Raw genomic sequence first — 26,576 nt, forward strand, 5'->3', positions numbered from 1 at the left:
AACGCTTAGTCCAGCCCCAGCACACCGCGAAGTTGCGCCAGATCTTCCGCCAGCGCGGTAATCGGGCCTTTTAGCGCGTTACGGTCGGCATCGGTCAATTTGTCGTAGGTTTCAAAACCGTCTTTGGTACGGTATTTCGCCAGAATGGTATCGACCTTTTTGAAGTTGGTATCGACTTTTGTTAACAGTTCCGGGTTAGCTTTTTTCAATTGTGGACGCAGCAGATCGACAATTTTCTGCGAGCCTTCAACGTTGGCCTGGAAGTCCCACAGATCGGTGTGGCTGTAACGATCTTCTTCACCACTGATTTTGCTGGCTGCCACTTCCTCAATCAGTCCGGCTGCGCCGCCGACCACTTTTGAAGGTGGGAAAGCCAGTTCACTGATGCGTTTATGCAAATCGACCACATCGGTATAAAGCTGGTCAGCGTACTGATCCATTCCTTTGGTGGTGTTGTCGCCAAACAAGGCTTTTTCCAGACGGTGGAAACCGGTGAATTTCGGGTCGGCAGCTTTTTGCTCGTAATCATCCTCACGGGCGTCAATGCTGCCATCCAGATCGGAGAACAGTTCAGCGATCGGTTCAATGCGCTCATAGTGCTGGCGCGTCGGCGCATACAGTGCTTTCGCTTTTTCGATATCGCCCGCTTTAATGGCGTCGGTAAAGGCTTTAGTGTCGGTCACCAGCTGCGTAGTTTCCGCCATGACATACGTCTTATATGCGGTAATTGCACCGCCGAGGCTTAACAGTGCATCACTTTGCGCCGCATCCGCCGTCGCCTCGCCTTTGACGATCAACTTCCCTTTCGGGTTAGTCAGCAGACCGCAGGTCATATCGTATTCACCAGGCTGTAAATTCGCCGTCATTTTTTGGCTAAAACCAGGGGCGATATTTTCCCGCTCTTCCACCACCATCACGCCTTTGAGGATCTCCCACTCCAGCGCCTTCTGACTGTGGTTCTGAATGATAAACTGCGTTTTCCCGGCGTTAACCGTAATAGTCATTGGTTCGCACTGCTTATCCGTCACGGTCACTTTGACCTGCGGCACATCAGCGGCATTTGCCATAAAAGCAGAAGAGAACAGCGCAGCCACGCTTAATTGCAGTGCACTACGGCGGAAGTTAATGGTCATGACGAGACTATCCCTTTAAAGTATGTTGTAACTAAGCAAGAGTTTGCGTCGTATTTGTTACGCGGAGCGAGACGCTGTCGTTCCTGCACGTGGCGGCAGAGCAAACGCCACCAGCGCCGGGATGAGATAAATAAACCAGACGGCGACTTCGCTGACGCTCGGCGCTTCCTGATAACCAAAAATACCTTCCATCAGCGTGCCGAACAGCGAGTGAGTTGAGAGCACCGCGCTCATATCGAAGGCGATTTCCTGAAAGTGGTTCCACAATCCGGCTTCATGAAATGCGCGAATGGCACCTGCTGCCAGCCCTGCGGCGACGAAGAGAATAAACAGGCTGGTCCATTTGAAAAATGCGCCAAGATTGAGGCGAATACCGCCCCAGTAGAGCAGGAAACCAAGCACCACGGCCGTGGCGAGGCCAAGCATTGCACCGAGCGGCGGCCAGATCCCGACATCTTGCTGAAATGCCGCCAGCAGGAAAAAGACCGACTCCAGCCCTTCCCGTGCAACGGCAAAAAAGACCATCATCACCAGCGCCCAGCCGTGATGATTCCCGCGATGCAATGCGCTATCGACCGCCTGCTCCAGTTGCACTTTGACGTTGCGCGACACCTTGCGCATCCAGAAAACCATCCAGGTGAGGATCACCACGGCGATCACCGCCACGATCCCTTCAAACAGCTCCTGCTCTTTTTGCGGAAATTCGCCGGTGGTTTCATTAATGAAGATACCCAAGCCCAGGCACAACGCAGCGGCAAACAGCATGCCAATCCACATCACACCAATCCATCGGCCTCGCTGGGTACGCTTAAGATAGCTGGCAATCAAACTGACAATCAGCGCGGCTTCAAGTCCTTCGCGCAACATAATGAGAAACGGAACAAACATGCCACCCACCCTTAAACGTTTTTCTGAGTCAATCTATGCAAAGAAAAGTAAATCGCAGTGATAGCGATTATCATTACGGTAAAGAAAAATACAAGCGGAATGTAGTGATAATGATGAGGAAATGTAAAAATATTTTGAGAGAAAACACAGAGAGCAATCACTGATTGCCCTCTGTCTGCTTCCCATTATGACGTGGAATTTTCGGTAAAACGCCTTCCCTTAACCTTCCTGCAACCGTGACGGTGGCGCCGAATGATAGTGCGCATCTGCTTCGGCAAAGCGTTTTTGCATCGCCGCTGACGGCGCTTTACCCAGCAAACTAAACACCACAATCCCAATGCTGCCGAAGATAAAGCCCGGAATAATTTCGTACAGACCCAGCCAGCCGAACTGTTTCCAGACGATAACCGTCAGCGCACCGATGATCATCCCCGCCAGCGCGCCGTTGCGCGTCATGCGTGACCACATCACCGAGAACAGCACCACCGGACCAAACGCCGCGCCAAAACCTGCCCACGCGTAGCTCACCAGCCCCAGCACGCGGTTTTCCGGGTTCGCTGCCAACGCAATGGCCACCAGCGCCACCACCAGCACCATAACACGCCCTACCCACACCAGTTCTTTCTGGCTGGCATGTTTACGCAGAAATGCTTTGTACAGATCTTCGGTAATCGCACTGGAGCACACCAGCAGTTGGCAGCTTAAGGTTGACATCACCGCCGCCAGAATCGCCGACAGCAGGATCCCGGCAATCCACGGATTAAACAGAATTTGCGCCAGTTCGATAAACACGCGTTCAGCGTTCTGGTTTACCGCACCTGCTACCGCCGGATGATCATTAAAGTAAGCAATCCCAAAGAAGCCGACAGCCACCGCCCCAGCAAGGCAGAGGATCATCCAGGTCATACTGATACGACGCGCATGGACGATGCTGTGGTGAGAATCCGCCGCCATAAAACGCGCCAGAATATGCGGCTGCCCGAAGTAACCCAGCCCCCAGCCCATCAGCGAGATAATGGCGACAAAATTCAGCCCTTTAAGCATATCAACGTTTTCAATGCTCTTTTGTTTGATCACTTCCAGCGAGTCGCCAAACCCACCAACGCTAATGATTACAATAACCGGCGTCAGGATCAGGGCAAAAATCATCAGGCTGGCCTGTACGGTATCGGTCCAGCTCACCGCGAGGAAGCCGCCAATAAAGGTATAAAGGATGGTCGCCGCTGCACCTGCCCACAGAGCCGTTTCGTAGCTCATGCCAAAGGTGCTTTCAAACAGACGCGCGCCTGCCACAATGCCCGAAGCGCAATAAATGGTGAAGAACAGCAAAATAACCAGCGCGGAGATAATGCGCAAAATACGGCTTTTATCTTCAAAGCGCCCGGTGAAATAATCCGGCAGGGTTAAGGCGTTATTGTTGTATTCGGTATGCACACGCAACCGCCCGGCCACCAGCTTCCAGTTAATCCACGCGCCTAATGTCAGGCCAATAGCGATCCAGCTTTCGGAAATCCCGGAAAGAAACACTGCGCCCGGCAATCCCATTAACAGCCAGCCGCTCATATCCGACGCACCCGCCGATAATGCCGTTACAAACGGCCCAAGGCTGCGACCGCCCAGAATATAGTCGTCAAAGTTTTTCGTTGATCGCCAGGCGATAAACCCAATCAATATCATGCCAAAGATATAGACACAAAATGTCACCAACATCGGTGTGCTAATAGCCATCTAAAGTCTCCAAAAAATTATTATCGGCAATGTCGAAACTCGCCGTTATATCTGCCACCGGAACGGGGTAACAGAGTTTATGTTTACCAGGGCGACCGTATCCTGCCGGAAGCGTTGGTTATTCACAATCGATTTAACACATCATTTACATTAAATTTTAGTGCCCAGCGATACTATTTTTCATCAGGTTGCACTCCCTCACATTTTTTGCGGTTGCACCTTTCAAAAATGTTAACTGCCGCAGAGAAAAAGTCTGCGTTATTTTTTTATTCCCTGTCATATCGATTTCTTTTATTAACATTTCATTCATTTTTAAGCTTGCTACGCAAGTCACATTTAACATGGTTGCACAAAGTTGCAACATAATGGATATTTCACAATAACGTTAAGTTGCACCTTTCAGAACAACAGGAGTAATGGCATGGGAACCACCACCATGGGGGTTAAGCTGGACGACGCGACGCGCGAGCGTATTAAGTCAGCCGCGACACGTATCGATCGCACGCCACACTGGTTAATTAAGCAGGCGATTTTTTCTTATCTTGAACAGCTGGAGAACAGCGATACCCTGCCGGAGCTGCCTGCGCTGCTTTCTGGCGCTGCCAATGAGAGCGATGAAGCACCGACTCCGGCAGAGGAACCACACCAGCCATTCCTCGACTTTGCCGAGCAAATTTTGCCGCAGTCAGTTTCCCGTGCTGCCATCACCGCTGCCTATCGCCGCCCGGAAACCGAAGCGGTTTCTATGCTGCTGGAACAAGCTCGCCTGCCGCAGCCGATTGCGGAACAGGCGCACAAACTGGCATATCAACTGGCAGATAAACTGCGTAATCAAAAAAACGCCAGTGGTCGCGCAGGCATGGTTCAGGGATTATTGCAGGAGTTTTCACTGTCATCGCAGGAAGGCGTGGCGCTGATGTGTCTGGCGGAAGCGTTGCTACGTATTCCCGACAAAGCCACCCGTGATGCGTTAATTCGCGACAAAATCAGCAACGGTAACTGGCAGTCACACATTGGTCGTAGCCCGTCTTTGTTTGTTAATGCCGCCACCTGGGGGCTGCTGTTTACCGGCAAACTGGTTTCTACCCATAACGAAGCCAGCCTCTCCCGTTCGCTAAATCGCATTATCGGTAAGAGCGGTGAACCGCTGATCCGCAAAGGTGTGGATATGGCGATGCGCCTGATGGGCGAACAGTTTGTCACTGGCGAAACCATCGCGGAAGCATTAGCCAATGCCCGCAAGCTGGAAGAGAAAGGTTTCCGTTACTCTTACGATATGCTCGGCGAAGCCGCGCTGACCGCCGCAGATGCGCAGGCGTATATGGTGTCCTATCAGCAGGCGATTCACGCCATTGGCAAAGCATCCAACGGTCGTGGCATCTATGAAGGGCCAGGCATTTCAATCAAGCTGTCGGCGCTGCATCCGCGTTACAGCCGCGCCCAGTATGACCGGGTAATGGACGAGCTTTACCCGCGTCTGAAATCATTAACCCTACTGGCGCGTCAGTACGATATTGGTATCAACATTGACGCCGAAGAGGCAGATCGTCTGGAGATCTCCCTCGATCTGCTGGAAAAACTCTGTTTCGAGCCAGAGCTGGCAGGCTGGAACGGCATCGGTTTTGTTATTCAGGCTTATCAAAAACGCTGCCCGATGGTAATTGATTACCTGATTGATCTCGCCACCCGCAGCCGTCGCCGTCTGATGATTCGCCTGGTGAAAGGCGCGTACTGGGACAGCGAAATCAAGCGTGCGCAGATGGACGGTCTTGAAGGTTATCCGGTTTATACCCGCAAGGTGTATACCGACGTTTCTTATCTCGCCTGTGCGAAAAAGCTGCTGGCGGTGCCGAATTTAATCTACCCGCAGTTCGCGACGCACAACGCCCATACGCTGGCGGCAATTTATCAACTGGCGGGTCAAAACTACTATCCTGGTCAGTACGAGTTCCAGTGCCTGCACGGCATGGGCGAACCACTGTATGAGCAGGTCACCGGGAAAGTTGCCGACGGCAAACTTAACCGCCCGTGTCGTATTTATGCCCCTGTCGGCACACATGAAACGTTGCTGGCGTATCTGGTACGCCGCCTGCTGGAAAACGGTGCCAACACGTCGTTTGTTAACCGTATTGCCGATACCTCTTTGCCGCTGGATGAACTTGTTGCCGATCCGGTCACTGCTGTAGAAAAATTGGCGCAACAGGAAGGGCAAACAGGGCTACCGCATCCGAAAATTCCGCTGCCGCGCGATCTTTACGGTCAGGGGCGCGACAACTCGGCAGGGTTAGATCTCGCCAACGAACACCGTCTGGCATCGCTCTCCTCTGCCCTGCTCAACAGTGCGCTGCAAAAATGGCAGGCCTTGCCAATGCTGGAACAGCCGGTAGCTGCAGGTGAGATGTCACCCGTTATTAACCCTGCGGAACCGAAAGATATTGTGGGCTATGTGCGTGAAGCCACGCCGCGTGAAGTGGAACAGGCACTGGAAAATGCAGTTAATAATGCGCCAATCTGGTTTGCCACTCCTCCGGCTGAACGTGCGGCGATATTGCATCGCGCTGCCGTGCTGATGGAAAGCCAGATGCAGCAACTGATTGGTATTCTGGTGCGTGAAGCCGGGAAAACCTTCAGTAACGCCATTGCTGAAGTGCGCGAAGCTGTCGATTTTCTCCACTACTACGCCGGACAGGTGCGGGACGATTTCGCTAACGAAACTCATCGTCCACTAGGGCCAGTGGTGTGTATCAGCCCGTGGAACTTCCCGCTGGCGATTTTCACCGGGCAGATCGCCGCCGCACTGGCGGCAGGTAACAGCGTACTGGCAAAACCGGCAGAACAAACGCCGCTGATAGCCGCGCAAGGGATCGCCATTTTGCTGGAAGCCGGTGTACCGCCGGGCGTGGTGCAGTTGCTACCAGGACAGGGTGAAACCGTGGGCGCACAACTGACGGGTGATGATCGCGTGCGCGGGGTGATGTTTACCGGTTCAACCGAAGTCGCCACGTTACTGCAACGCAATATCGCCAGCCGCCTGGACGCTCAGGGTCGTCCTATTCCGCTTATTGCTGAAACCGGCGGTATGAACGCGATGATTGTCGATTCCTCCGCTCTGACTGAACAAGTTGTCATAGATGTGCTGGCCTCGGCGTTCGACAGTGCAGGTCAGCGTTGTTCGGCGCTGCGTGTGCTGTGCCTGCAAGATGAAATTGCCGACCACACGCTTAAAATGCTGCGCGGCGCAATGGCTGAGTGCCGGATGGGTAATCCGGGTCGCCTGACCACCGATATCGGGCCGGTAATTGATAGCGAAGCGAAAACCAATATTGAGCGTCATATTCAGACTATGCGCGGCAAAGGCCGTCCGGTGTTCCAGGCGGTGCGGGAAAACAACGAAGATGCCCGTGAATGGCAAAGCGGCACTTTTGTTGCTCCGACGCTTATCGAACTGGATGACTTTGCCGAATTGCAAAAAGAGGTCTTTGGTCCGGTGCTGCATGTGGTGCGCTACAACCGTAATCAATTGCCGGAGCTGATCGAGCAGATTAACGCTTCCGGTTATGGTCTGACGCTCGGTGTCCATACGCGTATTGATGAAACCATTGCCCAGGTCACTGGCTCGGCGCATGTCGGTAACCTGTATGTTAACCGTAATATGGTTGGCGCAGTGGTTGGTGTGCAGCCGTTCGGCGGCGAAGGGTTGTCCGGTACAGGTCCGAAAGCAGGCGGTCCGCTTTATCTCTACCGTCTGCTGGCGAATCGCCCGGAAAGCGCGCTGGCGGTGACGCTCGCGCGTCAGGATGCAGAGTATCCGGTCGATGCCCAACTGAAAGCAGCATTAATTCAGCCACTGAATGCACTACGGGAATGGGCAGCAAACCGAACAGAATTGCAGACGTTATGTGCGCAATATGGTGAGCTGGCGCAAGCAGGAACACAGCGATTGCTGCCAGGGCCGACGGGTGAACGCAACACCTGGACGCTTCTGCCGCGTGAGCGCGTGTTATGTATTGCGGATGATGAACAGGATGCATTAACTCAGCTTGCCGCCGTGTTGGCCGTTGGCAGCCGGGTGCTGTGGACGGATGACACACTGCATCGTCAATTAGTGAAGGCATTGCCATCGGCAGTCAGCGAACGTATTCAACTGGCTAAAGCGGAAAATATTACCGTTCAACCGTTTGATGCGGTGATCTTCCACGGTGATTCGGATCAGCTTCGTGCACTGTGTGAAGCGGTTGCCGCGCGTGACGGTGCGATTGTTTCGGTGCAGGGTTTTGCCCGTGGCGAAAGCAATATCCTGCTGGAACGGCTGTATATCGAACGTTCGCTGAGTGTAAATACCGCTGCCGCTGGCGGTAACGCCAGTTTAATGACGATCGGTTAAGTGCTTGCCGGAGGATGTTGCAACTTCCTCCGGCATCATTAGCGTGGTCGAATCCCTTCAATAATAATCCGCTGCACGTTTTCAACCGTTTGATTGAAAAACACCTCATCGCGCAACGTCGCGCCTGTCACCGCCTCCACCTGGGGAGCGAAATCGGCGTAATGTTGGGTGGAAGCCCAAATCATAAAAATCAGATGCTGCGGATCAATCGGCGCGAGTTTGCCGCTTTTGACCCAACCGGCAATCAGCGCCGATTTCTCATCAATTAACGCCTTCAAATCCCCCGTCAGCTCATCCATTAACAGCGGCGCACCTGCCAGCATCTCCATACAGAACAGGCGCGAAGCCTGCGGATAATCACGGGAGACTTCCAGCTTCAGACGGATGTACTCTTTGATCGCCGCCAGCGGGGAAAAATCTTCACGAAACGCTTTTAACGGTGCCAGCCAGATATCGAGAATTTGCCGCAGCACGGCAATATACAGCGCCTCTTTCGACGGGAAGTAATACAGCAGATTGGTTTTTGACACGCCCGCCAACTCTGCGATCTGCTCCAGCCTTGTGCCGTGAAAACCGAATTGTGAAAAAGTGTCCAGTGCCGCACCAAGAATCGCTTTTTTCTTCGCGCTCACTGCGCGCGAACGTTTACCCGTTGTTTTCACTGCGCCTTGCGTCATGCACTCACCCCTCTTGTAGACTGGCAACAGGATAGCAAAATCAGCACGATGCCTCGACCATCAACATTCACGGTACAAATGAATAATGGTGAAATGAGCGAGAAAGGTATTAACACAAGGATATTAAGAAGAGTACCAGAACGAAAAACCGCCGGAATTACCGGCGGCAGTGGCGTAATGACGTGCGTCAGACAAAACGCATTGGTCATGGAGTAGCCCGGCTAGTTGTTGCTTTTGCCGTGACTGCTTTTGCCCCCTTTTTTTCCTGCTTCAGATGCGCGCTGCGGGTCATTTTTGAAATTCCCCCCGCTGTGCTGTCCACCTTTTTTACCTGCTTCTGATGCTCTTTCGCGGTCTTCTGCAAAATTGCCGGAACCGCCTCGATGGTTTGCCATTACTGACCTCCGTCATCATAGTGCCCAGGATTAACGCGGCGTATGGCGGGTGCCATATTTTCGCTACGTGGGACTAAGCTTAGTGAACTGACGCGGGTAAGCCTGCGTTTGGTAATATCCTGCAACAGCTTCTTAGCGAGAATAGATATCATTTCCGGTAATCAGCCATAAGCCGCTCTTATGATTAAAAAAACGCTATGGGATAAAAATGTATCATTTTGCGACAAAATTACATGCTTGTGAAAATTGTTATAAATCAAATAAGTGGTTGTGAAATTTGCACTCTGAATAGGACGTCTTATCTTTAAATGAGTGGTAGCGAATCGCTACGGAATAGAGATAACACGAGGAGTGGTTAGAAATGGCTAAAGTTCTGGTGCTTTATTATTCCATGTACGGACATATCGAAACGATGGCACGAGCTGTCGCCGAAGGCGCAAGCAAAGTCGATGGCGCAGAAGTTGTCGTTAAGCGTGTACCGGAAACCATGCAGCCGCAATTATTCGAAAAAGCAGGCGGTAAAACGCAAACTGCGCCCGTTGCAACCCCGCAAGAACTGGCCGATTACGACGCGATTATTTTTGGTACACCAACCCGTTTTGGCAATATGTCAGGCCAGATGCGTACTTTCCTGGATCAGACTGGCGGCCTGTGGGCTTCCGGCGCTCTGTACGGCAAACTGGCAAGCGTCTTTAGTTCGACCGGCACCGGCGGCGGTCAGGAACAGACTATCACTTCAACCTGGACGACCCTTGCACATCACGGCATGGTGATTGTCCCTATTGGCTACGCAGCGCAAGAGTTATTTGACGTCTCGCAGGTTCGCGGCGGAACGCCTTATGGCGCGACCACCATTGCAGGCGGTGACGGTTCGCGCCAGCCCAGTCAGGAAGAGTTGTCTATCGCACGTTACCAGGGGGAATATGTTGCTGGTCTGGCAGTCAAACTTAATGGCTAATCTTCAACAGGAGGATACACATGCCAACTCAAGAAGCGAAAGCTCATCACGTGGGTGAATGGGCATCTCTGCGCAACACGTCACCGGAAATAGCCGAGGCCATTTTTGAAGTCGCCGGGTACGATGAGAAAATGGCGGAAAAAATTTGGGAAGAAGGTAGCGACGAAGTGTTAGTCAAAGCCTTTGCCAAAACCGATAAAGATTCGCTTTTTTGGGGCGAACAGACCATCGAACGTAAAAACGTTTAACCAGTGACTCCCCCGCAGCTGACGGGGGAGTTTTCTGTTATTTCACCGCTTCATTCAACACGCTATCAAACTTATCCATCGGACAAAAACCATTAGCATCTATCGGGCAACCGCTTAATTCCAGCGTCACCCGCTGAGCCGGAGCCTGCAACGTTAACGCATCGGCATTACGTAACTGTTCCGCGCTCTGGTATACATACTCGATTTTCATCAAATTACGATTGGCTTTGCTGTCATGCCAACGCTGGAAAACGATTTTGCCGCCAATTGGCGTGCGTTCGTTCTGGTCATGCAACTGATAGGGTTTAAAATCCAGCGCGGTGAGCAGCGAGGCAATATTAGAGTCATGCCCTACCAACACAGTGATTTTCGGTGCGCTGGCGCGATCGGTGACCAGGGCTTTGTCGATATAACTAACCAGCGGTCTCGCAACATTGCGCGCTACTTCCGGTGAGGTAAACAGGCTGTCCTGGTAGCCGTTTTTCAGCTTCGACAACACCTTCCACTGTTGGTCAGATTTAATTTCCCCCCACGCCACCTGATCCATCGGGAAACCTTCGTAGTATTGCAACGTAAACGCATCTACCAGCGAGTTGCCGACTTTCAATGGCCCGGAAACGCCCGGCTCTTGTTGATACTTCGCACTGAAAGTATTTTTGCCATCCACCAGCGAACATTGCTGCTTCTCTTTACAGGCTGGAGAGTCTTTATAGTTAACGATTTTTTCCAGTAGCTGATAGCTGTCCGTCAGTTGTAGTTTGCTGAACTCTTTCTCCATTGCCGCCACCGCCTGCTCACTGAATGCGGCGGAATCATCGGTGATTACTGGGTTAAAAGTTGGGTCCATGGTGCCCATTTTTTCCTGGTGATGAACAGGAATATCACATCCAGGGAATGCGCCGGTAATAAAGAACTGCGCGGTAGCGACGGTACGTTGCAGGCTGTTCGCGTAGGCATAAACGGTGTCCGGCGGCGGGCATTCACCCGACTTTACCATCCCCTGCTCTGCCAGCCATTCACGCATGTAATGCCCCATATACACTTCCAGCACGCCACCTTTAGTGGTGAGCTGCCCGCCGGGAACATCCCATTCTGGCCATTTATTCGGCGTCGACTGCTCAAGCACGCTGCCATTATTTGCCAGCGGTGCACGTAAGTTATGGCGACTCATCATCAGCACTTGCTGTAGCTGATAGCCTTCCGGTACAGCCTGTGCCTGAGCATTTGAAGAAAGCAAAGCCATCCCTGCCACGGCTGCGGCGATTAGCGTTTTTTTCATTCCTCACACCTCTTTTGTTATCAATGATTAAAGAGTGTGACAGAAATATGACTTTTTTCCGGGAACAGGTTCGCAAATTAGCAGATAACGAGGCGGGAAACTTGCAGAGCACCAGGCGATAGCGGACAGTCGCTGCGCTATCGCCTGGTTTGTATCGTTAAACTAATACCTGAAACAGCACGGCAAAAAGAATGATATTAGCAATGACAATGGTCCAACCGTTATAAAGCATATATTTCAGATGGGTTGATTGTGCCAGCCCCATTTGACCAAACATATCCGATGAAGGGAAAGGCCCAAACCAGTCCACTTGCGATGAGGCTAACAATACCGCCGTTGTCCCCTGTGGCGGCACTCCCGCAGCCATCAACATTGGACCAAATATTTTGTGCGTAAAGGTCATCTGAGCAACAGCGGCGCCTGGCACATGACCGATAATGTTAAAAGCAAAAATACAGAAGCAAAGCCATGCCGGTGATATCCCGGTTAACAGTGGTTGGGTGTATTCGAGCAACCCCTGATACGCCTGCAGGCTATCCATAAGTTCGAGAATCGGGTTATACAGCCAGTAGAGCAGAAACATCCACACCAGTCTGCCACACCCCTTATACAGCGCCTGCAGTATCCCGGCAGGGCTTAATCCTCCCACTAGTCCGGTGATCAAAGCCACCAGTAACATCACGATAATGGCAAAACTAAAACCTGCTTTTATCACTACACCGATAACCGCCATAACAATAATGGTTGCGGCAAATGCCAGCGCACTGAGCTTGCGACGGCGAACGCGGGCGGGTTCCTCTTCTTCCTGAGTTTTCTCAGAGAGATCCACTTCGTAGTGTAATTTTCCTTCCGTCATCTTCTGAATTCGCCCGGCCATGATCCAGCCAGCGAATAACGTCACGGCGCTCATTGGTAATCCAACGTACATCAGGTATTGCGGATAAGTCAGGCCGCCGAGTTGTAAAATCGTCACGGTACTGGGGGTAAATGGCCCGGTAAACAATCCCACGGACCCCGCCGTCATCATCAGTGCAGCCACCGTAGGCGGTGTCAGCCGTACTGCCGCCGCCACAGGAATAATCACCGCGACAATAATGGCATTACCGCCTGCCATAGTGCCCAGCGCGCCACAGATGAGAATGGAAGAGACAACGATGCCAAATTTGACCCGCGTCTGGCTGGAAAGCCCGATACGATGTACCACAAATTTGACCAGTTCAACGGCGGCTCCGGTACGTGTTGCCACTTCACCAACACCGGCACCAAGCATAATGATCAGACCTACAGTGGCGATAAACGATCCCGTCGATTTTGCCAGCATGGTGCCCATTTCTGGTAAGCCGGTGGAGGTCATTATCATCGCAATAATAATCGATGAAATAACTGCCAGAACAATATCGACGCCTATCAACGAGAGCACCGCTAACGCTACCAGCGGTGTAAAACCAAGCAGTCCGAGTTCATTACCTGGACGCCCCTGACACCAGAACGCTGTCAGTAAAAAAACAACCAACAGCAAGCCAATAATGACATTCTTTTTGGTGATATTTTGTCTGGTTAGCGAACCACCAGCGAGCATTGAGTCACTCATATAACTCCTTAACCCCATCGAATCGACTTTCAATATCAGCCGATGTATTTGGACAGCTCAGAAAATATCCCCCCTCGTTATTATTGTTAGCAAAATGCACTGAGGGTTTGTCCGGGTACTACAGGTATTATTCTGAGTTCGTAATTAACCCCTTTAGGTGGGCAAATAACGCATTGTTACCAGAACAGGCGTTACAGATTAAATTTATGTTAACTTGGTGTTACCATGAAATGACTTTTTATCTATCGTCTATAACTCTGGGTTAACTCTTAATGAAACTGCGCCACCTGGAAATCTTCTATGCCGTGATGACATGCGGGACACTTTCCCGGGCTGCGGAATCGCTGAATATTTCCCAGCCGGCCGCCAGTAAAGCGTTAAAAAACGCTGAACAAAAACTCGGTTTTCAGCTCTTTCAGCGAGTTCGTGGCAAGCTTCTTCCAACCAGCGAAGCGATCACACTTTTTGAAAAAGCGCAGTCGATTTATCACGAACTCGATAACCTGCGACTGCTGGCCGATAACCTGACGCGAGATCCGCGAGCCAAAATAGCCCTGGGATGCCTGCCAAGTCTGGGGTTAAGTCTGGTGCCAGAAATAGTCACCGCGTTTTACCAGCAGAATGCGAATCTGGTAATGACACTGACGACAGAGCACACCGAAACGTTGGTTAAAAAGCTTGATCTGCGTGAGATTGATCTGGCTCTGACGCTACAGCCGATTCAACAGGGGGAGATTATGACGACGCTGATAGCCGAAGTTCCGCTGGTTTATATCGACCGGGACTATCGACAGGGCGCGGTAGAAATAGACAAGATTGACCAACAACGCTGGATTTCTCCCGGCCCCTATTCCCTTTCCGATGCAATAGCCAAACGGCGTGATTTTTTGACGACGCGCCTGAATGTCCAGACATATTACATGGCGACTGAATTTGTAAAACGAGGAATGGGATGCAGTATTACCGATATTTTCTCTGCCCGTCATAACCTCCCGGCAGAGACAATTCACTCCATCGAACCACCAATAAAAATTGATCTTTGCTTACTACGCCGTGCCGATGTTTCGCTTAGCCCTATTACACAAAAATTTGTCGATTTCCTCTGTCAGCAATTACGTCAGCAACTGCGAGCCATTAACCTTGAGTTATACCCTGAAAATAAAAAGTCAATTGCTCCTCAGGCCTAAATGTTTTGACATACCCCCAACGCATTTATTAGCGGTGGATATCTCAGGTGATGAAAAAACGCATTGTAGTTATTGGCGGCGGGGTAATTGGTCTGGCGACAGCATGGGTTCTGGTAAAACAGGGCCATCAAGTGCAATTGTTAGAACGTAACAGTCAGGCAGGCGTCGCCACCAGTTTCGCTAATGGCGGGCAACTCAGCTATCGCTACGTAGCCCCTCTGGCGGATAAAGGCGTACCGATGCAGGGGCTTAAGTGGATGGGGAAAAGTGACTCCCCTCTGAATATGCGTTTGCGCATGTCATTTAGCCAGTGGCGCTGGTTGCTGGCGTTTTTAATGTCCTGTAATAGCCGGACAAATAAACTCAATGGCGACCATATTTTACGCTTATCACTGTTAAGTCGTCAGGTCATGGAAGAGTGGCTGCTGGAGGATAATCTTGATGATTTTCACTGGCGCCGTTCTGGCAAACTGATTATTCATCGCCGCCAGCAAGATTTAGCCAAAGCAGCAAAAGGCATTGATCCGCAATTTCAACAGGCTTTATCACGCGAAGAGTGTGTTCATCTTGAACCAGCACTAAAACATATTGGTCATTCCCTGTGCGGTGGTATTTACTCCCCCGGCGATGAAACGGCGGATTGCTATAAGTTCTGTCAGGCATTACTTGCCAAACTTAATGCCAGTGCGAATTTTTCGCTACAGACCGATTGCGAAGTTTTGCAGTTGAATAAAAAAGGTGAGCGCATTGAGTCTATTACCACCCGCACTGGAACGCTGGTTGCGGATGATTATGTCGTTGCCGCCGGTAATGGCAGCACGCATTTGCTTGCCGGAACAGGGACTCACGTTCCGCTCTGCGGTCTGAAAGGTTACAGTCTGACGCTCCCCTTCCCACAAAAAATGGGGATCGCACCACAAATCAGTGTCACCGACTATGGTCATAAAATTGTCTATGCCCGGCTCGGTGACCGGTTGCGCATCGCCGCCATGGTCGATATTGGCTATGACGGTACTGAACTGCGCTCTGAACGCATTGGCGCCTTAAAACAGATCGTAGCTGCCAGTTTTCCGCAACTGCAAGGTATCGATGAGGCCGAATTATGGACGGGTATGCGTCCATCCACCCCTGCGGGTCCGCCACTATTAGGACGGGCGAAGTATCAAAATCTATGGATGAATCTTGGTCAGGGCAGTCTGGGCTTTACGCTGGCGGCGGGTAGTGCCGTGGTGTTAGGCGCTCTGCTGTCGGGCGAAGATCCTGCAATTTCACTTGATGGACTGACATGGAGCCAATCAGCTTGAATATCAAACGTAATAACCCACAACCGCGTCTTGCCGCCAGTGTGGAATATGGCAATCTTGTTTTTCTCTCCGGTCAGACACCGAAGAGCAATACTCCGTCCATCGCGCAACAAACGCGCGAAGTGCTGGAGAAAATCGACGCATTACTTGCTGAAGCTGGCAGTGATAAATTTCATCTCTTGTCCGCTCAGATATGGTTAAAAGATATCAGCCGCGATTTTGCAGAGTTCAACGACGTATGGGTTAGCTGGATACCAGAAGGATATAGCCCGGCACGTGCTGCCGTTCAAGCGGAGATGGCCCGCCCGGAGATTCTGGTTGAAGTGATGGTCACTGCGGTAAAAGCGGGATAAGCCCCCATTTTCTGCCCCCTGGCAAGGTCGTCATGGGGCATCCCTGAAGGTTAAATGTCCCCTCTTTTACCTGCCAACATTCAGGCTGAAAATATCATTTTTAGTTATGTTGTTGTCTCTGGCCTACGATTTTTTCTGATTTCCCCTACACTTAACACTGATACCTTGTCAGGGGTTTCCCTTTGTCTGTATTGATTTACGCGAGATAACGCTATGGAATTAAAGGATTATTACGCCATCATGGGCGTGAAACCGACGGACGATCTCAAGACAATCAAGACCGCCTATCGTCGACTGGCCCGCAAATACCATCCTGATGTCAGCAAAGAACCGGATGCCGAAGCCCGCTTCAAAGAGGTCGCTGAAGCCTGGGAAGTGTTAAGTGATGAACAACGTCGCGCTGAGTATGATCAGATGTGGCAACATCGCAACGATCCGCAATTTAACCGCCAGTTCCATCATGGCGACGGTCAGAGTTTTAACGCCGAAGATTTTGACGATATCTTCTCGTCAATTTTCGGTCAACATGCCCGCCAGAGTCGCCAGCGCCCCGCCACACGCGGCCACGATATTGAAATTGAAGTGGCGGTATTCCTTGAAGAAACGCTTACTGAGCATAAGCGTACCATCAGCTATAACCTGCCGGTTTATAACGCCTTTGGCATGATCGAGCAGGAAATCCCCAAAACGCTAAATGTGAAGATCCCGGCGGGCGTCGGCAATGGTCAACGCATCCGCCTGAAAGGCCAGGGGACGCCGGGAGAAAACGGTGGTCCAAATGGCGACCTGTGGCTGGTGATTCATATTGCGCCGCATCCATTGTTTGATATTGTCGGTCAGGATCTGGAAATTGTGGTGCCGGTTAGCCCGTGGGAAGCGGCACTGGGTACAAAAGTCACTGTACCAACACTGAAAGAAAGCATTTTGCTGACTATCCCGCCAGGCAGTCAGGCCGGGCAACGATTACGCGTTAAAGGCAAAGGTCTGGTGAGCAAAAAACAGACCGGCGACCTGTATGCAGTGCTGAAAATCGTCATGCCACCGAAACCGGATGAGAACACTACCGCGCTGTGGCAACAACTGGCAGACGCCCAGTCGTCTTTTGATCCACGTAAAGATTGGGGGAAAGCATGATGGCTAATGTTACGGTGACTTTTACCATTACCGAATTTTGCCTGCATACCGGCATCTCTGAAGAGGAGTTGAATGAAATTGTCGGTTTGGGGGTGGTTGAACCGCGTGAGATCCAGGAAACAACCTGGGTATTTGACGACCATGCCGCCATCGTGGTGCAACGCGCAGTACGCCTGCGTCATGAACTGGCTCTGGACTGGCCTGGGATCGCGGTGGCGCTGACGTTAATGGATGATATTGCGCACCTGAAGCAGGAAAACCGCCTGCTGCGCCAGCGGCTTTCCCGGTTTGTAGCTCATCCGTGAGTTTGTTGCCTGATGCGACGCTTAACGCGTCGTATCAGGCTTACAAATCGGCATTATCTCTATTGATTATCGCAAGCAACAACTGGCTTAGTGCCGCGTAAAAACCAAAGCTATCATACTGACGGCAACGCGCAGCAAACTCAGGTAACCATTGCCACAGTGCCGTTAGCGTTTTTTGCCGCAAACAGTCGATTCTTCGCGCAGGAACAGTCCCCTCTCCCAGTGAAAAATGCAGATGACTTAACAACTCTAGATAGATCGCCAGATGATCTGACGGTTCGTTGAAATTGCCACTGGTTTCCATCCCCGCCTCAACTAACAAGCGTTTAATCTCTTGCTCGTCCTGTTTGTAGGCCGATGCATAAGGCAGCGCCGCTTGTTTGTCAGTCATCAGAAACAGTCCGCAAAAGTCAGCGGCGAGTTCCAGACGGGCGTCGTCACGAACCGTCAATGCGGCGATTTTAGCTTCCAGTTCGTTCACCGCCGCAGCTAACGGCGGTTCGCTTTTCAGCAACGAAAACCATTCAGCCATCTGCGCACTGGCGATTTGCGTCAGTTGTTCATCGTCCAGTTCACGGGAGAACAACTGCGCCAGCCAGGCGTAAACACAGGCCGTCTGCTCCGCCGTTAGTGAAGTCATGATTTCACCTGCGACGCGGGAACATATTCGCACTGCGCCACCATCTCCACGGGGCCGTTAAACGCCGTCACCTGCTCCACTGTTCCGTTGTACTTCTCAATTTCCACCAGCGTAGTGTGCGCACTGGTCGCCTGCGCCAGCTGCGAAGTACCGATGTCGATGGTCAACACGTTGGGGTTACCGTATTTGCACAGCGCACCAGGCTCGCCACCTTTATCTGGATCGTACCATGCCCCTTCGTGAATTCGCGCCACGCCGGGTGCATAGCGGTCAGAAACTACTGCTCCTGCCAACACCTGACCGCGAGCGTTAAACACGCGTACCACATCACCGTTACGAATACCGCGCGCGCTGGCATCCTGCGGGTTAATGAACACTGGCTCTTTACCCGCTACCGTATATTGCTGACGCAGCGTTTCCGACTCACATAACTGCGAGTGAAGTCGGAAATCCGGATGCACAGATTGCAGATGCAACGGATACTTTTGCGAGCCAGGCCCACCGTGGGAGCGTTCGATTTTCTCAAACCACATCGGATGCCCCTGACAATCGTCGTAGTTCATATCGGCGATGGTTTTCGAGTAGATCTCAATCAGGCCACTCGGCGTGCCCAGCGGTTCGAGATCCGGATCTTCGCGGAATGCCTGGTGGCGAACAAACATCTGCGGATGGTCAAACTCGACGTACTCTTTGTTATTCCAGAATTCATCAAACGCTGGCAGATGAACGCCGCGTCCTTTGCCTTGTTGTACACCTTCCTGCCAGATGCGTTTCAGCCAGCCCATTTCGTCCAGCCCTTCGGTAAAGGCTTCTTCGCGATTAAAGCGGCGGCACAGCTCGCGGAAAATATCAAAGTCGTTGCGCGCCTCGAACTGCGGCGGCACGACCTGTTTCATGGCGATAATGCCACGGTTGGAGTGGTTGCCGTACTGGTCGAGATCGTTACGCTCAAACTGCGTGGTCGCAGGCAGCACGATATCGGCAAAGCGGCAGGTTGAGGTCCACTGGTTATCTATGGCGATAACCGTTTCCAGCTTGCGCCAGCCTTCAATAATACGGTTGATCTGCTGATGGCGATGGAACGGGTTAGTTCCGGCAAAAATACACATTTTCAGCGGCGGCAGTTTTACCGATTTACCGTTCCAGTTGATCACTTTCCCCGGTTCGAGGATCGCATCGACAAAACGGGCAATCGGAATGGTGCTGCTGTAGCCTTTGTAGTCGCTGTTGTCGTGGACAGGCGGAATCGACGTAGAGCCAGAGAAACCACTCAGAATAACGCCTTTACGCCCCGGCGTGCCTGCACCGTTATAGTGCCAGCCAAAACCAAAGCCACCGCCTGGCAGGCCAATTTGCCCCAGCATCGCCGCCAGAACGACAATCATCCACGCCCACTGTTCACCGTGCTGCATACGCTGCACGCACCAGCCAGCAATAATTTGCGTTCTGTTCGCCGCCATCTGCCGCGCCAGCCCACGAATGGTTTCGGCATCAATGCCGGTCAGTTTTTCAGCCCATGCGGCATCTTTCGGCTGACCGTCTTTCTCACCCAGCAGATACGGCAGGAACTGCTCAAAACCCACACAGTAGTTAGCGAGGAAATTTTTGTCGTACAGGTTTTCGCTGTATAACGTATGCGCCAGCGCCAGTTGCAGCGGCACGTCAGTTTGCGGGTTAACCGCAATGTGTTTTACATGCTCGCGCCCCAGATACTCGTGAGTTGACGTCACAACCGGATCGATGCTGATGACCTCAATTTCACCTGCGGCAACTTTCTCTTTTAGCTGCTCGTAATATTCATAAACATCGTGATCCGGGCACCACCAGTTCGCTTGCTGGTTTTTCAGCAAATCGGAACCCCACAGCACAATGGTTTTGCTGTTTTGCAATACCAGCGGCCAGGAGGTCTGCTGTTCATACACTTCCATTGAGCCAACCACGCGCGGCAGGATCACCTGCGCAGCACCGGTAGAGTAATCTCCGCCCGTACCAACGCTATTACCATGCAAGGCAATAGCTTTCGCCAGCATCCCCGAAGCGTTATGGAACATCCCCGTCGATTGCCAACCACTGGCGGTCAGCAAGGCACTCGGCCCGTGAGTTTTCTGCACGCGTTCCAGTTCTTCATAGAATATGTCGAGGGCTTCATCCCAGCCCACGCGCACAAAACGGTTATCGCCGCGCTGGGAGGTATCGCTCAGATGGCGCTTACGCAGCCAGTCCACGCGTACCATCGGGTAACGAATACGCGCCGCGTTGTGTACGTGATCCGGCAACCCGGCGATCATTTTCGACGGATATTTATCCAGTTCGAACGGTTTTGCCGCCACAAAGCGACCATCCTTCACCGTCGCGCGGATAGCTCCCCAGTGCGATCCAGTCAGAATGCCCTCTTTTGAGGTGACAGCCTCAGTCGCCGCTTGCGCCGCATTCGCACGGCGCGGCGTTAACAGTGACGGCCCCAGCATCCCGGCGACAGTTAAGCCGCCGAGTTGTGCCAGAAAACGTCGACGTGATGCCTGAAAGAGATCGTTATTGTTCATTATTTTTCTTCCTTCTTATCGCCGTGAGCCTTACCTGCGGTGTCAGACGCATTCATTTGCAGATATTTCAGCAAGGTGCGTTCTTCACGTTTATCGAGACTGGTAAAGCCAATCATGCCGTTGAGCGTGCCGATCCAACCGTTAGCGTCAAAGTGGGCGATTTCCGGTGCGCCGTGGCACTGGTTACAAGTGCCGTTGTACAACGAATCCGCATAAGCCCAGATCGGTTTGATATCGTTTACCATGTCGCCTTTTTTCATCCACGCGGTGGCCTGCAACTTGCTCCACTCGGTATTGGTGTCGGCTACGGTGGTTTTCTCCAGCGTTTTCACCTGCTGCTGCACATCACCACGAATCGAGGCAACAAAGATGCGTTTACCTGGGAACTGGGTGAGTACACGCTGACGTCCGGCACTTTCTGTCCAGCCGGTGATTTCAATTTGTAGCCAGTCGCCGTCACGTTTAAGAACTTTCACTGCCGAAGCAGGCAGCAGAGAACCAGACGCTTCTTTATCGCCTTTCGCCGCATAAATCGGCTTGATATCAATGGAGTACAGCGTGTCGCCACTGTCATTAGCACTGGCGCGCAACTCATCGAACTGCTTACGGAAGCCGCTACTCATATCCGGTAACTGGTGGGCAATACCTTTATGACAGTCGATGCAGGATTGATTATCTTTCGCTGCCACCTTCATCTGACGTGCCGCTTCCGGATGCTGCTTTGCATGATCCATCGCGTCGTAGTTATGGCAGGAGCGGCAGGTTGCCGAGTTGTTTTCTTTCATTCGCGCCCATTCACGCTCGGCAAGTTCCGCGCGTTTGGCTTCGAATTTTTCAGGTGTATCAATGGAGTGGGCAATAAAGGTCTGGTAGATGTCGTTGCTCGCTTCCAGTTTACGCTTCACCATGCCTGGAATATCCGGCGGGATATGGCAGTCATGGCATTCAGCTCGCACGCCGGAGGCGTTCTGGAAATGCACCGACTGTTTATATTCTTCATACACTGGTTGCATACTGTGGCAACTGACACAAAATTCGGTTGTGCTGGTGACTTTGATCCCAACGTGTGGCAACACAATCAGCGCAATGCCAATCACAATCCCAATAGCGACCAGCGCCAGTACCGACCAACGAGCACTGGGTCGGCGTAGCGCGTTCCAGAGTTTACGCATAATAGCCCCTGTAAAATTATGGTTTAGTGAAGCGATCTTAATGAGCAAATATGAACAGCGGCACTGGTCAGGATGAACGGCTTACGGCAGAATATGAACAGATATGAACAGAATGAGTAAAACCCTCTGATGCCACATCATATTGTTATTGTTGAAGATGAGCCAGTTACCCAGGCGCGATTACAAACCTACTTCACTCAGGAGGGGTATACCGTTTCCGTTACGGCGAGCGGTGCCGGGCTGCGGGAAATTATGCAGAATCAGGCAGTGGATTTAATTCTGCTGGATATCAATTTGCCCGATGAAAATGGCCTGATGTTAACCCGCGCCCTGCGGGAACGCTCAACGGTGGGGATTATTCTGGTTACCGGACGCAGCGATCGGATTGACCGCATTGTCGGACTAGAAATGGGCGCAGACGATTACGTCACCAAACCGCTGGAACTGCGCGAACTGGTGGTGCGGGTGAAAAATCTGCTCTGGCGCATCGACCTCGCGCGACAGGCTCAACCGCTCACTCAGGACAACTGCTATCGCTTTGCGGGTTATTGCCTGAATGTGTCGCGCCATACGCTGGAGCTGGATGGCGAGCCGATTAAACTGACCCGCGCAGAGTATGAAATGCTGGTAGCGTTTGTGACTAATCCAGGCGAAATTCTCAGCCGTGAACGTCTGCTGCGTATGCTCTCTGCGCGTCGGGTGGAAAACCCTGACCTGCGCACCGTCGATGTGTTAATTCGTCGTTTACGCCATAAACTCAGCGCGGATTTACTGGTGACGCAACATGGCGAAGGTTATTTCTTAGCCGCTGATGTGTGCTGATAAAAATAGACCGGACGAAATCCCCCTGGCGACAGCGAGCGGCGGATATGTTCACGGTCAGCATTTTTCGGCGTCAGAACTAAAATCGGTGGGCTGACATTATCAGACACCGATTGTCCCTGTAATTGCCTGATAGCCTGCTCGACCGCCAGTTCCCCCTGCCAGACCATTTGATCGCTGGCAGCCATAATCACTCTTCCCCGCTTCAGCCCGCGATACACCTGATGTGAAAGATAAAACGACACCACGGTAAGCGGCGTTTTCAGGTTGCGCCCTTCGCCCATTGCCGCCTCTGCCGCAATGGCCGTTCCGGCAACGACGTCGATTTCTGGATGGAGCTCCAGCATCTCCTGCAACAGGTTGCGCTGGATTTCAATATCGTTGTCACCTAGCGCAATATCAACAATACGTACCGGACTTCCGGTAATGGCTGTGCGGAATCCCTCGACCATCTCCTTACTGCCCCCTGCGTTATCGGGGCCAGGCATCAACAGTACGTTCAGTGGTTTTCCGTGGCTCCATTGCACCAGATATCGCCCTGGCTGATAACCCATCTGAAACCAGGGCACGCCAACGCGGCTTTTTATCTGTGAGCCGTCAATGGCATTCACCAGTTCGATCACTGGCAGACTTGCTACCAGCTTTTGCAGATCGGGAAATGACGTTGTACTGCTGCCGAGCAAAATTGCCTCTGCGCCCCATTGTTTACACTGGTCGATTTGCGCCTGCTGGGTAGCTAACTGACTGTAACCGCCTGCCTCCAGCACTTTTAAATCCACACCGTAGCGGCGAGCGGCCTCCTGCATTCCATAGTTCAACGATAACCAGTATGAATCTTTCAGGCTGGGGTAAAGCGCACACAGTTTCCATGCGCGTTTGGCTTTAAGCGGCATAGAGGCTTGCACCATGAAATGCTGCGCATCATGCCAGCGCAACAGGTTATCAGCCGAAAATGCCGACAACATGAAAAGAGAAAGAAGTAAAAATAGCAGTACGCGCATGATAGCCTCATCAATAATAAGGCTTTATGCTAGATGCATTCCGCTTTGCGACTCAACTTTTTTCACCTTAGTGCACCGGCCGTGAATTTAACCCTGACCCGAAGACTCTGGATGGGCTTTGCCCTGATGGCACTGTTAACCCTGACCAGTACCCTGGTGGGATGGTACAACCTGCGTTTTGTCAGCGAGGTGGAAAAAGCCAATACTCAGGCATTGATTCCTACCATGAATATGGCGCGCCAGTTGAGCGAAGCCAGCGCCGGGGAACTTTTCGCCGCGCAGAACCTGACCAGTGCCGATAACGAAAAGATGTGGCAGGCTCAGGGGCGAATGCTCACCGCACAAAGCCTGAAGATTAACGCATTGCTGCAAGCGTTACGGGAACAAGGTTTTGACACCTCCGCGATTGAACAACAGGAGCAGGAGATCTCCCGTTCGTTACGTCAACAAGGGGAGCTGGTGGGGCAGCGTTTGCAACTGCACCAGCAACAACAGCAACTCAGTCAGCAGATAGTCGCCGCCGCCGATGAAATCGCACGCCTGGCGCAAGGTCAGGCGAATAACGCTGCAACCTCCGCCGGAGCTACCCAGGTCGGGATTTACGATTTGATCGAACAACATCAGCGTCAGGCCGCAGAAAGCGCACTCGACAGGCTGATTGATATCGATCTTGAGTATGTTAACCAGATGAATGAACTGCGCCTTAGCGCCCTGCGGGTACAGCAAATGGTGATGAATCTGGGGCTGGAGCAGATCCAGAAAAATTCGTCAATGCTGGAAAATCAGCTCAATAATGCAGTGAAAATTCTGCAACGTCGGCAAATACGTGTTGAAGATCCGGGGGTTCGTGCGCAGGTCGCAACTACGTTATCTACCGTTCGCCGTTATAGCGATTTACTGGTGCTTTATCAGCAGGACAATGAAATCAGCAATCGCCTGCAAACTCTCACCCAAAATAACATCGCCCAGTTCGCGCAGTTTAGTAGCGAAGTCAGTCAGCTGGTCGACACCATTGAGCTGCGTAATCAGCACGGACTGGCGCATCTGGAAAAAGCCAGTACACGCGGGCAATACAGCCTGTTATTGCTGGGAATAGTTTCACTTTGCGCACTGATTCTGATCCTCTGGCGTGTGGTTTATCGTTCAGTCACTCGCCCACTAGCCGAACAAACGCAGGCGCTGCAACGCTTGCTGGACGGCGATATCGACTCCCCTTTCCCGGAAACCGCTGGCGTGCGGGAACTGGATACCATTGGGCGGCTGATGGATGCGTTTCGCAGCAGTGTTCATGCGCTTAATCGCCACCGCGAACAACTGGCGGCGCAGGTCAAAGCGCGTACAGCTGAATTGCAGGAGCTGGTGATAGAACACCGACAGACACGGGCGGAAGCAGAAAAAGCCAGCCAGGCAAAATCGGCATTTCTGGCGGCGATGAGTCATGAGATCCGCACACCGCTGTACGGTATTCTCGGCACCGCGCAACTGCTGGCAGATAACCCCGCACTTAACGCCCAGCGTGATGATTTGCGGGCAATTACCGACTCTGGAGAATCGCTGCTGACCATCCTTAACGATATTCTCGATTATTCGGCTATCGAAGCAGGCGGCAAGAATGTTTCGGTCAGCGATGAACCCTTTGAACCACGCCCGCTGCTGGAAAGTACCCTGCAATTAATGGGCGGACGGGTGAAAGGTCGTCCGATTCGACTGGCAATGGAAATTGCCGATGATATACCGACCGCGTTAATGGGCGATCCGCGACGTATTCGCCAGGTTATTACCAATCTGTTGAGCAACGCCCTGCGTTTCACTGACAAGGGGCAGATCGTTCTGCGCAGTCGCACTGATGGCGAGCAATGGCTGGTCGAAGTAGAAGACAGCGGCTGCGGTATTGCTCCCGCGAAACTAGTAGAAATCTTCCAGCCATTTGTTCAGGTGAGTGGCAAACGCGGCGGCACCGGGCTGGGGCTAACAATCAGTAGCAGTCTGGCTCAGGCGATGGGCGGCGAACTGAGCGCCACCAGCACGCCGGAGGTTGGAAGCTGTTTTTGTTTACGCTTGCCGTTACGTGTTGCCACTGCCCCCGTGCCAAAAACCGTCAATCAGGCGGTGCGTCTGGACGGTTTACGTTTGCTGTTAATTGAAGATAACCCGCTAACCCAGCGAATTACCGTTGAGATGCTGAACACCAGTGGGGCGCAGGTCGTTGCTGTTGGCAATGCCGCGCACGCGATAGAGACGTTGCAAAATAGTGAACCGTTTGCTGCCGCACTGGTGGATTTTGATCTGCCGGATATCGACGGCATTACCCTTGCCCGGCAACTGGCACAGCAATATCCGTCGCTGGTTTTGATTGGCTTTAGCGCCCATGTCATCGACGAAACGTTGCGCCAGCGTACCAGTTCGCTCTTTCGCGGGATAATCCCTAAACCGGTGCCGCGTGAAGTGCTCGGTCAGTTACTGGCGCACTATCTCCAACTGCAAACCAATAACGATCAATCGCTGGATGTATCGCAACTCCATGAAGATGCTCAGTTAATGGGGACGGAGAAGATTCGCGAATGGCTGACATTATTTAAACAACATGCCCTGCCACTTCTCGATGAAATAGACGCGGCCCGCGCCAGACGGGACGGCGAAAAAATTAAACGTGCCGCGCACCAGCTAAAAAGCAGCTGCTCAAGTCTGGGAATGCGTAGCGCCAGCCAGCTATGCGCGCAACTGGAGCAGCAACCATTATCTGCGCCCCTCCCACACGAAGAAATTACACGCAGTGTTGCCGCTCTGGAAGCGTGGTTGAATAAGAAAGACCTGAACGCGATTTGAATCAATAT

At 52.2% G+C, this 26,576-nt stretch carries 21 protein-coding genes; 10 read left to right on the plus strand and 11 right to left on the minus strand.

The window, feature by feature from the left end; all coding sequences use genetic code 11:
- Nucleotides 1-5 precede the first annotated feature (5 nt).
- From efeO to putP, 3 genes are all read right to left on the minus strand, one after another.
- On the minus strand, nucleotides 6-1,133 hold the full coding sequence (gene efeO / locus A7589_RS17095; RefSeq protein ID WP_000154421.1) for an iron uptake system protein EfeO: 1,128 nt from the start codon (nucleotides 1,131-1,133) through the stop codon (nucleotides 6-8).
- Nucleotides 1,134-1,190: 57 nt separating this feature from the next.
- Complete coding sequence (efeU, locus tag A7589_RS17100) at nucleotides 1,191-2,021, minus strand: iron uptake transporter permease EfeU (protein WP_108188931.1); 831 nt, start codon at nucleotides 2,019-2,021, stop codon at nucleotides 1,191-1,193.
- Between the two features lie 219 nt (nucleotides 2,022-2,240).
- Nucleotides 2,241-3,749: a sodium/proline symporter PutP gene (gene putP, locus A7589_RS17105; RefSeq protein ID WP_001018481.1), complete on the minus strand. Its 1,509-nt coding sequence runs from the start codon at nucleotides 3,747-3,749 to the stop codon at nucleotides 2,241-2,243.
- 421 nt (nucleotides 3,750-4,170) lie between these two features.
- On the opposite strand from putP, the gene putA reads away from it, so the two are divergent.
- A complete protein-coding gene (gene putA, locus A7589_RS17115) occupies nucleotides 4,171-8,133 on the plus strand; it encodes a trifunctional transcriptional regulator/proline dehydrogenase/L-glutamate gamma-semialdehyde dehydrogenase (protein WP_010357053.1) in 3,963 nt (1,320 codons plus the stop codon).
- A gap of 38 nt (nucleotides 8,134-8,171) precedes the next feature.
- Here putA and rutR read toward each other — a convergent pair whose 3' ends face one another.
- Together rutR and A7589_RS17125 are read right to left on the minus strand one after the other, a co-directional pair.
- A complete protein-coding gene (gene rutR, locus A7589_RS17120; protein ID WP_010352087.1) occupies nucleotides 8,172-8,810 on the minus strand; it encodes an HTH-type transcriptional regulator RutR in 639 nt (212 codons plus the stop codon).
- Between the two features lie 221 nt (nucleotides 8,811-9,031).
- Nucleotides 9,032-9,205 carry a con-10 family general stress protein gene (locus A7589_RS17125; protein ID WP_001273661.1) on the minus strand — a complete coding sequence of 58 codons (174 nt, stop codon included), beginning with the start codon at nucleotides 9,203-9,205 and terminating at the stop codon, nucleotides 9,032-9,034.
- A 361-nt stretch (nucleotides 9,206-9,566) separates the two neighbouring features.
- Between A7589_RS17125 and wrbA the strand changes: the two genes are divergently transcribed.
- Both wrbA and A7589_RS17140 read left to right on the plus strand, forming a co-directional pair.
- Nucleotides 9,567-10,163 (plus strand): NAD(P)H:quinone oxidoreductase, encoded by a 597-nt coding sequence (gene wrbA, locus A7589_RS17135; protein ID WP_001151442.1) that lies wholly within the window; start codon nucleotides 9,567-9,569, stop codon nucleotides 10,161-10,163.
- Between the two features lie 20 nt (nucleotides 10,164-10,183).
- Nucleotides 10,184-10,411, plus strand: a complete 228-nt coding sequence (locus A7589_RS17140) for a YccJ family protein (RefSeq protein WP_001143120.1) — start codon at nucleotides 10,184-10,186, stop codon at nucleotides 10,409-10,411.
- Between the two features lie 37 nt (nucleotides 10,412-10,448).
- On the opposite strand, the gene agp is transcribed toward A7589_RS17140, so the two are convergent.
- On the minus strand, nucleotides 10,449-11,690 hold the full coding sequence (gene agp, locus A7589_RS17145; RefSeq protein WP_000751740.1) for a bifunctional glucose-1-phosphatase/inositol phosphatase: 1,242 nt from the start codon (nucleotides 11,688-11,690) through the stop codon (nucleotides 10,449-10,451).
- Nucleotides 11,691-11,847: 157 nt separating this feature from the next.
- On the minus strand, nucleotides 11,848-13,281 hold the full coding sequence (locus A7589_RS17150) for a hypothetical protein (RefSeq protein ID WP_001285184.1): 1,434 nt from the start codon (nucleotides 13,279-13,281) through the stop codon (nucleotides 11,848-11,850).
- A gap of 272 nt (nucleotides 13,282-13,553) precedes the next feature.
- Here A7589_RS17150 and admX point away from each other — a divergent pair, with 272 nt between their 5' ends.
- From admX to cbpM, 5 genes are all read left to right on the plus strand, one after another.
- The gene (gene admX / locus A7589_RS17155; RefSeq protein WP_000776563.1) at nucleotides 13,554-14,468 is read left to right on the plus strand and encodes an HTH-type transcriptional regulator AdmX; all 915 of its coding nucleotides are present in this window, start codon (nucleotides 13,554-13,556) and stop codon (nucleotides 14,466-14,468) included.
- A 50-nt stretch (nucleotides 14,469-14,518) separates the two neighbouring features.
- Nucleotides 14,519-15,772 (plus strand): D-amino acid dehydrogenase, encoded by a 1,254-nt coding sequence (locus A7589_RS17160; RefSeq protein WP_000746241.1) that lies wholly within the window; start codon nucleotides 14,519-14,521, stop codon nucleotides 15,770-15,772.
- Nucleotides 15,769-16,125, plus strand: coding sequence for a RidA family protein (locus A7589_RS17165; RefSeq protein WP_024257426.1), 357 nt, complete (start codon nucleotides 15,769-15,771; stop codon nucleotides 16,123-16,125). The genes A7589_RS17160 and A7589_RS17165 overlap by 4 nt, the downstream gene beginning before the upstream one ends.
- A gap of 213 nt (nucleotides 16,126-16,338) precedes the next feature.
- The gene (gene cbpA / locus A7589_RS17170; protein ID WP_000420627.1) at nucleotides 16,339-17,259 is read left to right on the plus strand and encodes a curved DNA-binding protein; all 921 of its coding nucleotides are present in this window, start codon (nucleotides 16,339-16,341) and stop codon (nucleotides 17,257-17,259) included.
- Nucleotides 17,259-17,564 (plus strand): chaperone modulator CbpM, encoded by a 306-nt coding sequence (gene cbpM / locus A7589_RS17175; protein ID WP_000024560.1) that lies wholly within the window; start codon nucleotides 17,259-17,261, stop codon nucleotides 17,562-17,564. Before cbpA ends, cbpM begins: the two co-directional genes overlap by 1 nt.
- Before the next feature lie 40 nt (nucleotides 17,565-17,604).
- Here the strand turns inward: cbpM and torD are convergent, their stop codons facing one another.
- Genes torD through torC form a run of 3 tightly spaced genes read right to left on the minus strand, consistent with a single transcriptional unit; the run spans nucleotide 17,605 to nucleotide 21,919 of the window.
- Nucleotides 17,605-18,204 carry a molecular chaperone TorD gene (gene torD, locus A7589_RS17180; RefSeq protein WP_105282672.1) on the minus strand — a complete coding sequence of 200 codons (600 nt, stop codon included), beginning with the start codon at nucleotides 18,202-18,204 and terminating at the stop codon, nucleotides 17,605-17,607.
- Nucleotides 18,201-20,747, minus strand: a complete 2,547-nt coding sequence (torA, locus tag A7589_RS17185; RefSeq protein ID WP_001062081.1) for a trimethylamine-N-oxide reductase TorA — start codon at nucleotides 20,745-20,747, stop codon at nucleotides 18,201-18,203. The genes torD and torA overlap by 4 nt, the downstream gene beginning before the upstream one ends.
- Nucleotides 20,747-21,919, minus strand: coding sequence for a pentaheme c-type cytochrome TorC (gene torC / locus A7589_RS17190; protein WP_105282673.1), 1,173 nt, complete (start codon nucleotides 21,917-21,919; stop codon nucleotides 20,747-20,749). The genes torA and torC overlap by 1 nt, the downstream gene beginning before the upstream one ends.
- A gap of 129 nt (nucleotides 21,920-22,048) precedes the next feature.
- On the opposite strand from torC, the gene torR reads away from it, so the two are divergent.
- A complete protein-coding gene (gene torR, locus A7589_RS17195; RefSeq protein WP_001120128.1) occupies nucleotides 22,049-22,741 on the plus strand; it encodes a two-component system response regulator TorR in 693 nt (230 codons plus the stop codon).
- Here torR and torT read toward each other — a convergent pair.
- Nucleotides 22,714-23,742, minus strand: a complete 1,029-nt coding sequence (torT, locus tag A7589_RS17200) for a TMAO reductase system periplasmic protein TorT (RefSeq protein ID WP_001264944.1) — start codon at nucleotides 23,740-23,742, stop codon at nucleotides 22,714-22,716. The two genes, torR and torT, sit on opposite strands and share 28 nt — an antisense overlap.
- An 81-nt stretch (nucleotides 23,743-23,823) precedes the next feature.
- On the opposite strand from torT, the gene torS reads away from it, so the two are divergent.
- Complete coding sequence (gene torS, locus A7589_RS17205) at nucleotides 23,824-26,568, plus strand: TMAO reductase system sensor histidine kinase/response regulator TorS (protein ID WP_108188935.1); 2,745 nt, start codon at nucleotides 23,824-23,826, stop codon at nucleotides 26,566-26,568.
- Nucleotides 26,569-26,576 lie beyond the last annotated feature (8 nt).

Origin of the sequence: Escherichia sp. MOD1-EC6475 (genome assembly GCF_003046645.1) — a bacterium.
In the GTDB taxonomy this organism is placed as follows: Bacteria; Pseudomonadota; Gammaproteobacteria; order Enterobacterales; family Enterobacteriaceae; genus Escherichia; species Escherichia ruysiae.

What these genes read in the sequence shown, in the direction of transcription:
- efeO (WP_000154421.1), bottom strand. Translation starts at nt 1,133, where the DNA reads ATGACCATTAACTTCCGCCGTAGTGCACTGCAATTAAGCGTGGCTGCG.
- efeU (WP_108188931.1), bottom strand. Translation starts at nt 2,021, where the DNA reads ATGTTTGTTCCGTTTCTCATTATGTTGCGCGAAGGACTTGAAGCCGCG.
- putP (WP_001018481.1), bottom strand. Translation starts at nt 3,749, where the DNA reads ATGGCTATTAGCACACCGATGTTGGTGACATTTTGTGTCTATATCTTT.
- putA (WP_010357053.1), top strand. Translation starts at nt 4,171, where the DNA reads ATGGGAACCACCACCATGGGGGTTAAGCTGGACGACGCGACGCGCGAG.
- rutR (WP_010352087.1), bottom strand. Translation starts at nt 8,810, where the DNA reads ATGACGCAAGGCGCAGTGAAAACAACGGGTAAACGTTCGCGCGCAGTG.
- A7589_RS17125 (WP_001273661.1), bottom strand. Translation starts at nt 9,205, where the DNA reads ATGGCAAACCATCGAGGCGGTTCCGGCAATTTTGCAGAAGACCGCGAA.
- wrbA (WP_001151442.1), top strand. Translation starts at nt 9,567, where the DNA reads ATGGCTAAAGTTCTGGTGCTTTATTATTCCATGTACGGACATATCGAA.
- A7589_RS17140 (WP_001143120.1), top strand. Translation starts at nt 10,184, where the DNA reads ATGCCAACTCAAGAAGCGAAAGCTCATCACGTGGGTGAATGGGCATCT.
- agp (WP_000751740.1), bottom strand. Translation starts at nt 11,690, where the DNA reads ATGAAAAAAACGCTAATCGCCGCAGCCGTGGCAGGGATGGCTTTGCTT.
- A7589_RS17150 (WP_001285184.1), bottom strand. Translation starts at nt 13,281, where the DNA reads ATGAGTGACTCAATGCTCGCTGGTGGTTCGCTAACCAGACAAAATATC.
- admX (WP_000776563.1), top strand. Translation starts at nt 13,554, where the DNA reads ATGAAACTGCGCCACCTGGAAATCTTCTATGCCGTGATGACATGCGGG.
- A7589_RS17160 (WP_000746241.1), top strand. Translation starts at nt 14,519, where the DNA reads ATGAAAAAACGCATTGTAGTTATTGGCGGCGGGGTAATTGGTCTGGCG.
- cbpA (WP_000420627.1), top strand. Translation starts at nt 16,339, where the DNA reads ATGGAATTAAAGGATTATTACGCCATCATGGGCGTGAAACCGACGGAC.
- cbpM (WP_000024560.1), top strand. Translation starts at nt 17,259, where the DNA reads ATGGCTAATGTTACGGTGACTTTTACCATTACCGAATTTTGCCTGCAT.
- torD (WP_105282672.1), bottom strand. Translation starts at nt 18,204, where the DNA reads ATGACTTCACTAACGGCGGAGCAGACGGCCTGTGTTTACGCCTGGCTG.
- torA (WP_001062081.1), bottom strand. Translation starts at nt 20,747, where the DNA reads ATGAACAATAACGATCTCTTTCAGGCATCACGTCGACGTTTTCTGGCA.
- torC (WP_105282673.1), bottom strand. Translation starts at nt 21,919, where the DNA reads ATGCGTAAACTCTGGAACGCGCTACGCCGACCCAGTGCTCGTTGGTCG.
- torR (WP_001120128.1), top strand. Translation starts at nt 22,049, where the DNA reads ATGCCACATCATATTGTTATTGTTGAAGATGAGCCAGTTACCCAGGCG.
- torT (WP_001264944.1), bottom strand. Translation starts at nt 23,742, where the DNA reads ATGCGCGTACTGCTATTTTTACTTCTTTCTCTTTTCATGTTGTCGGCA.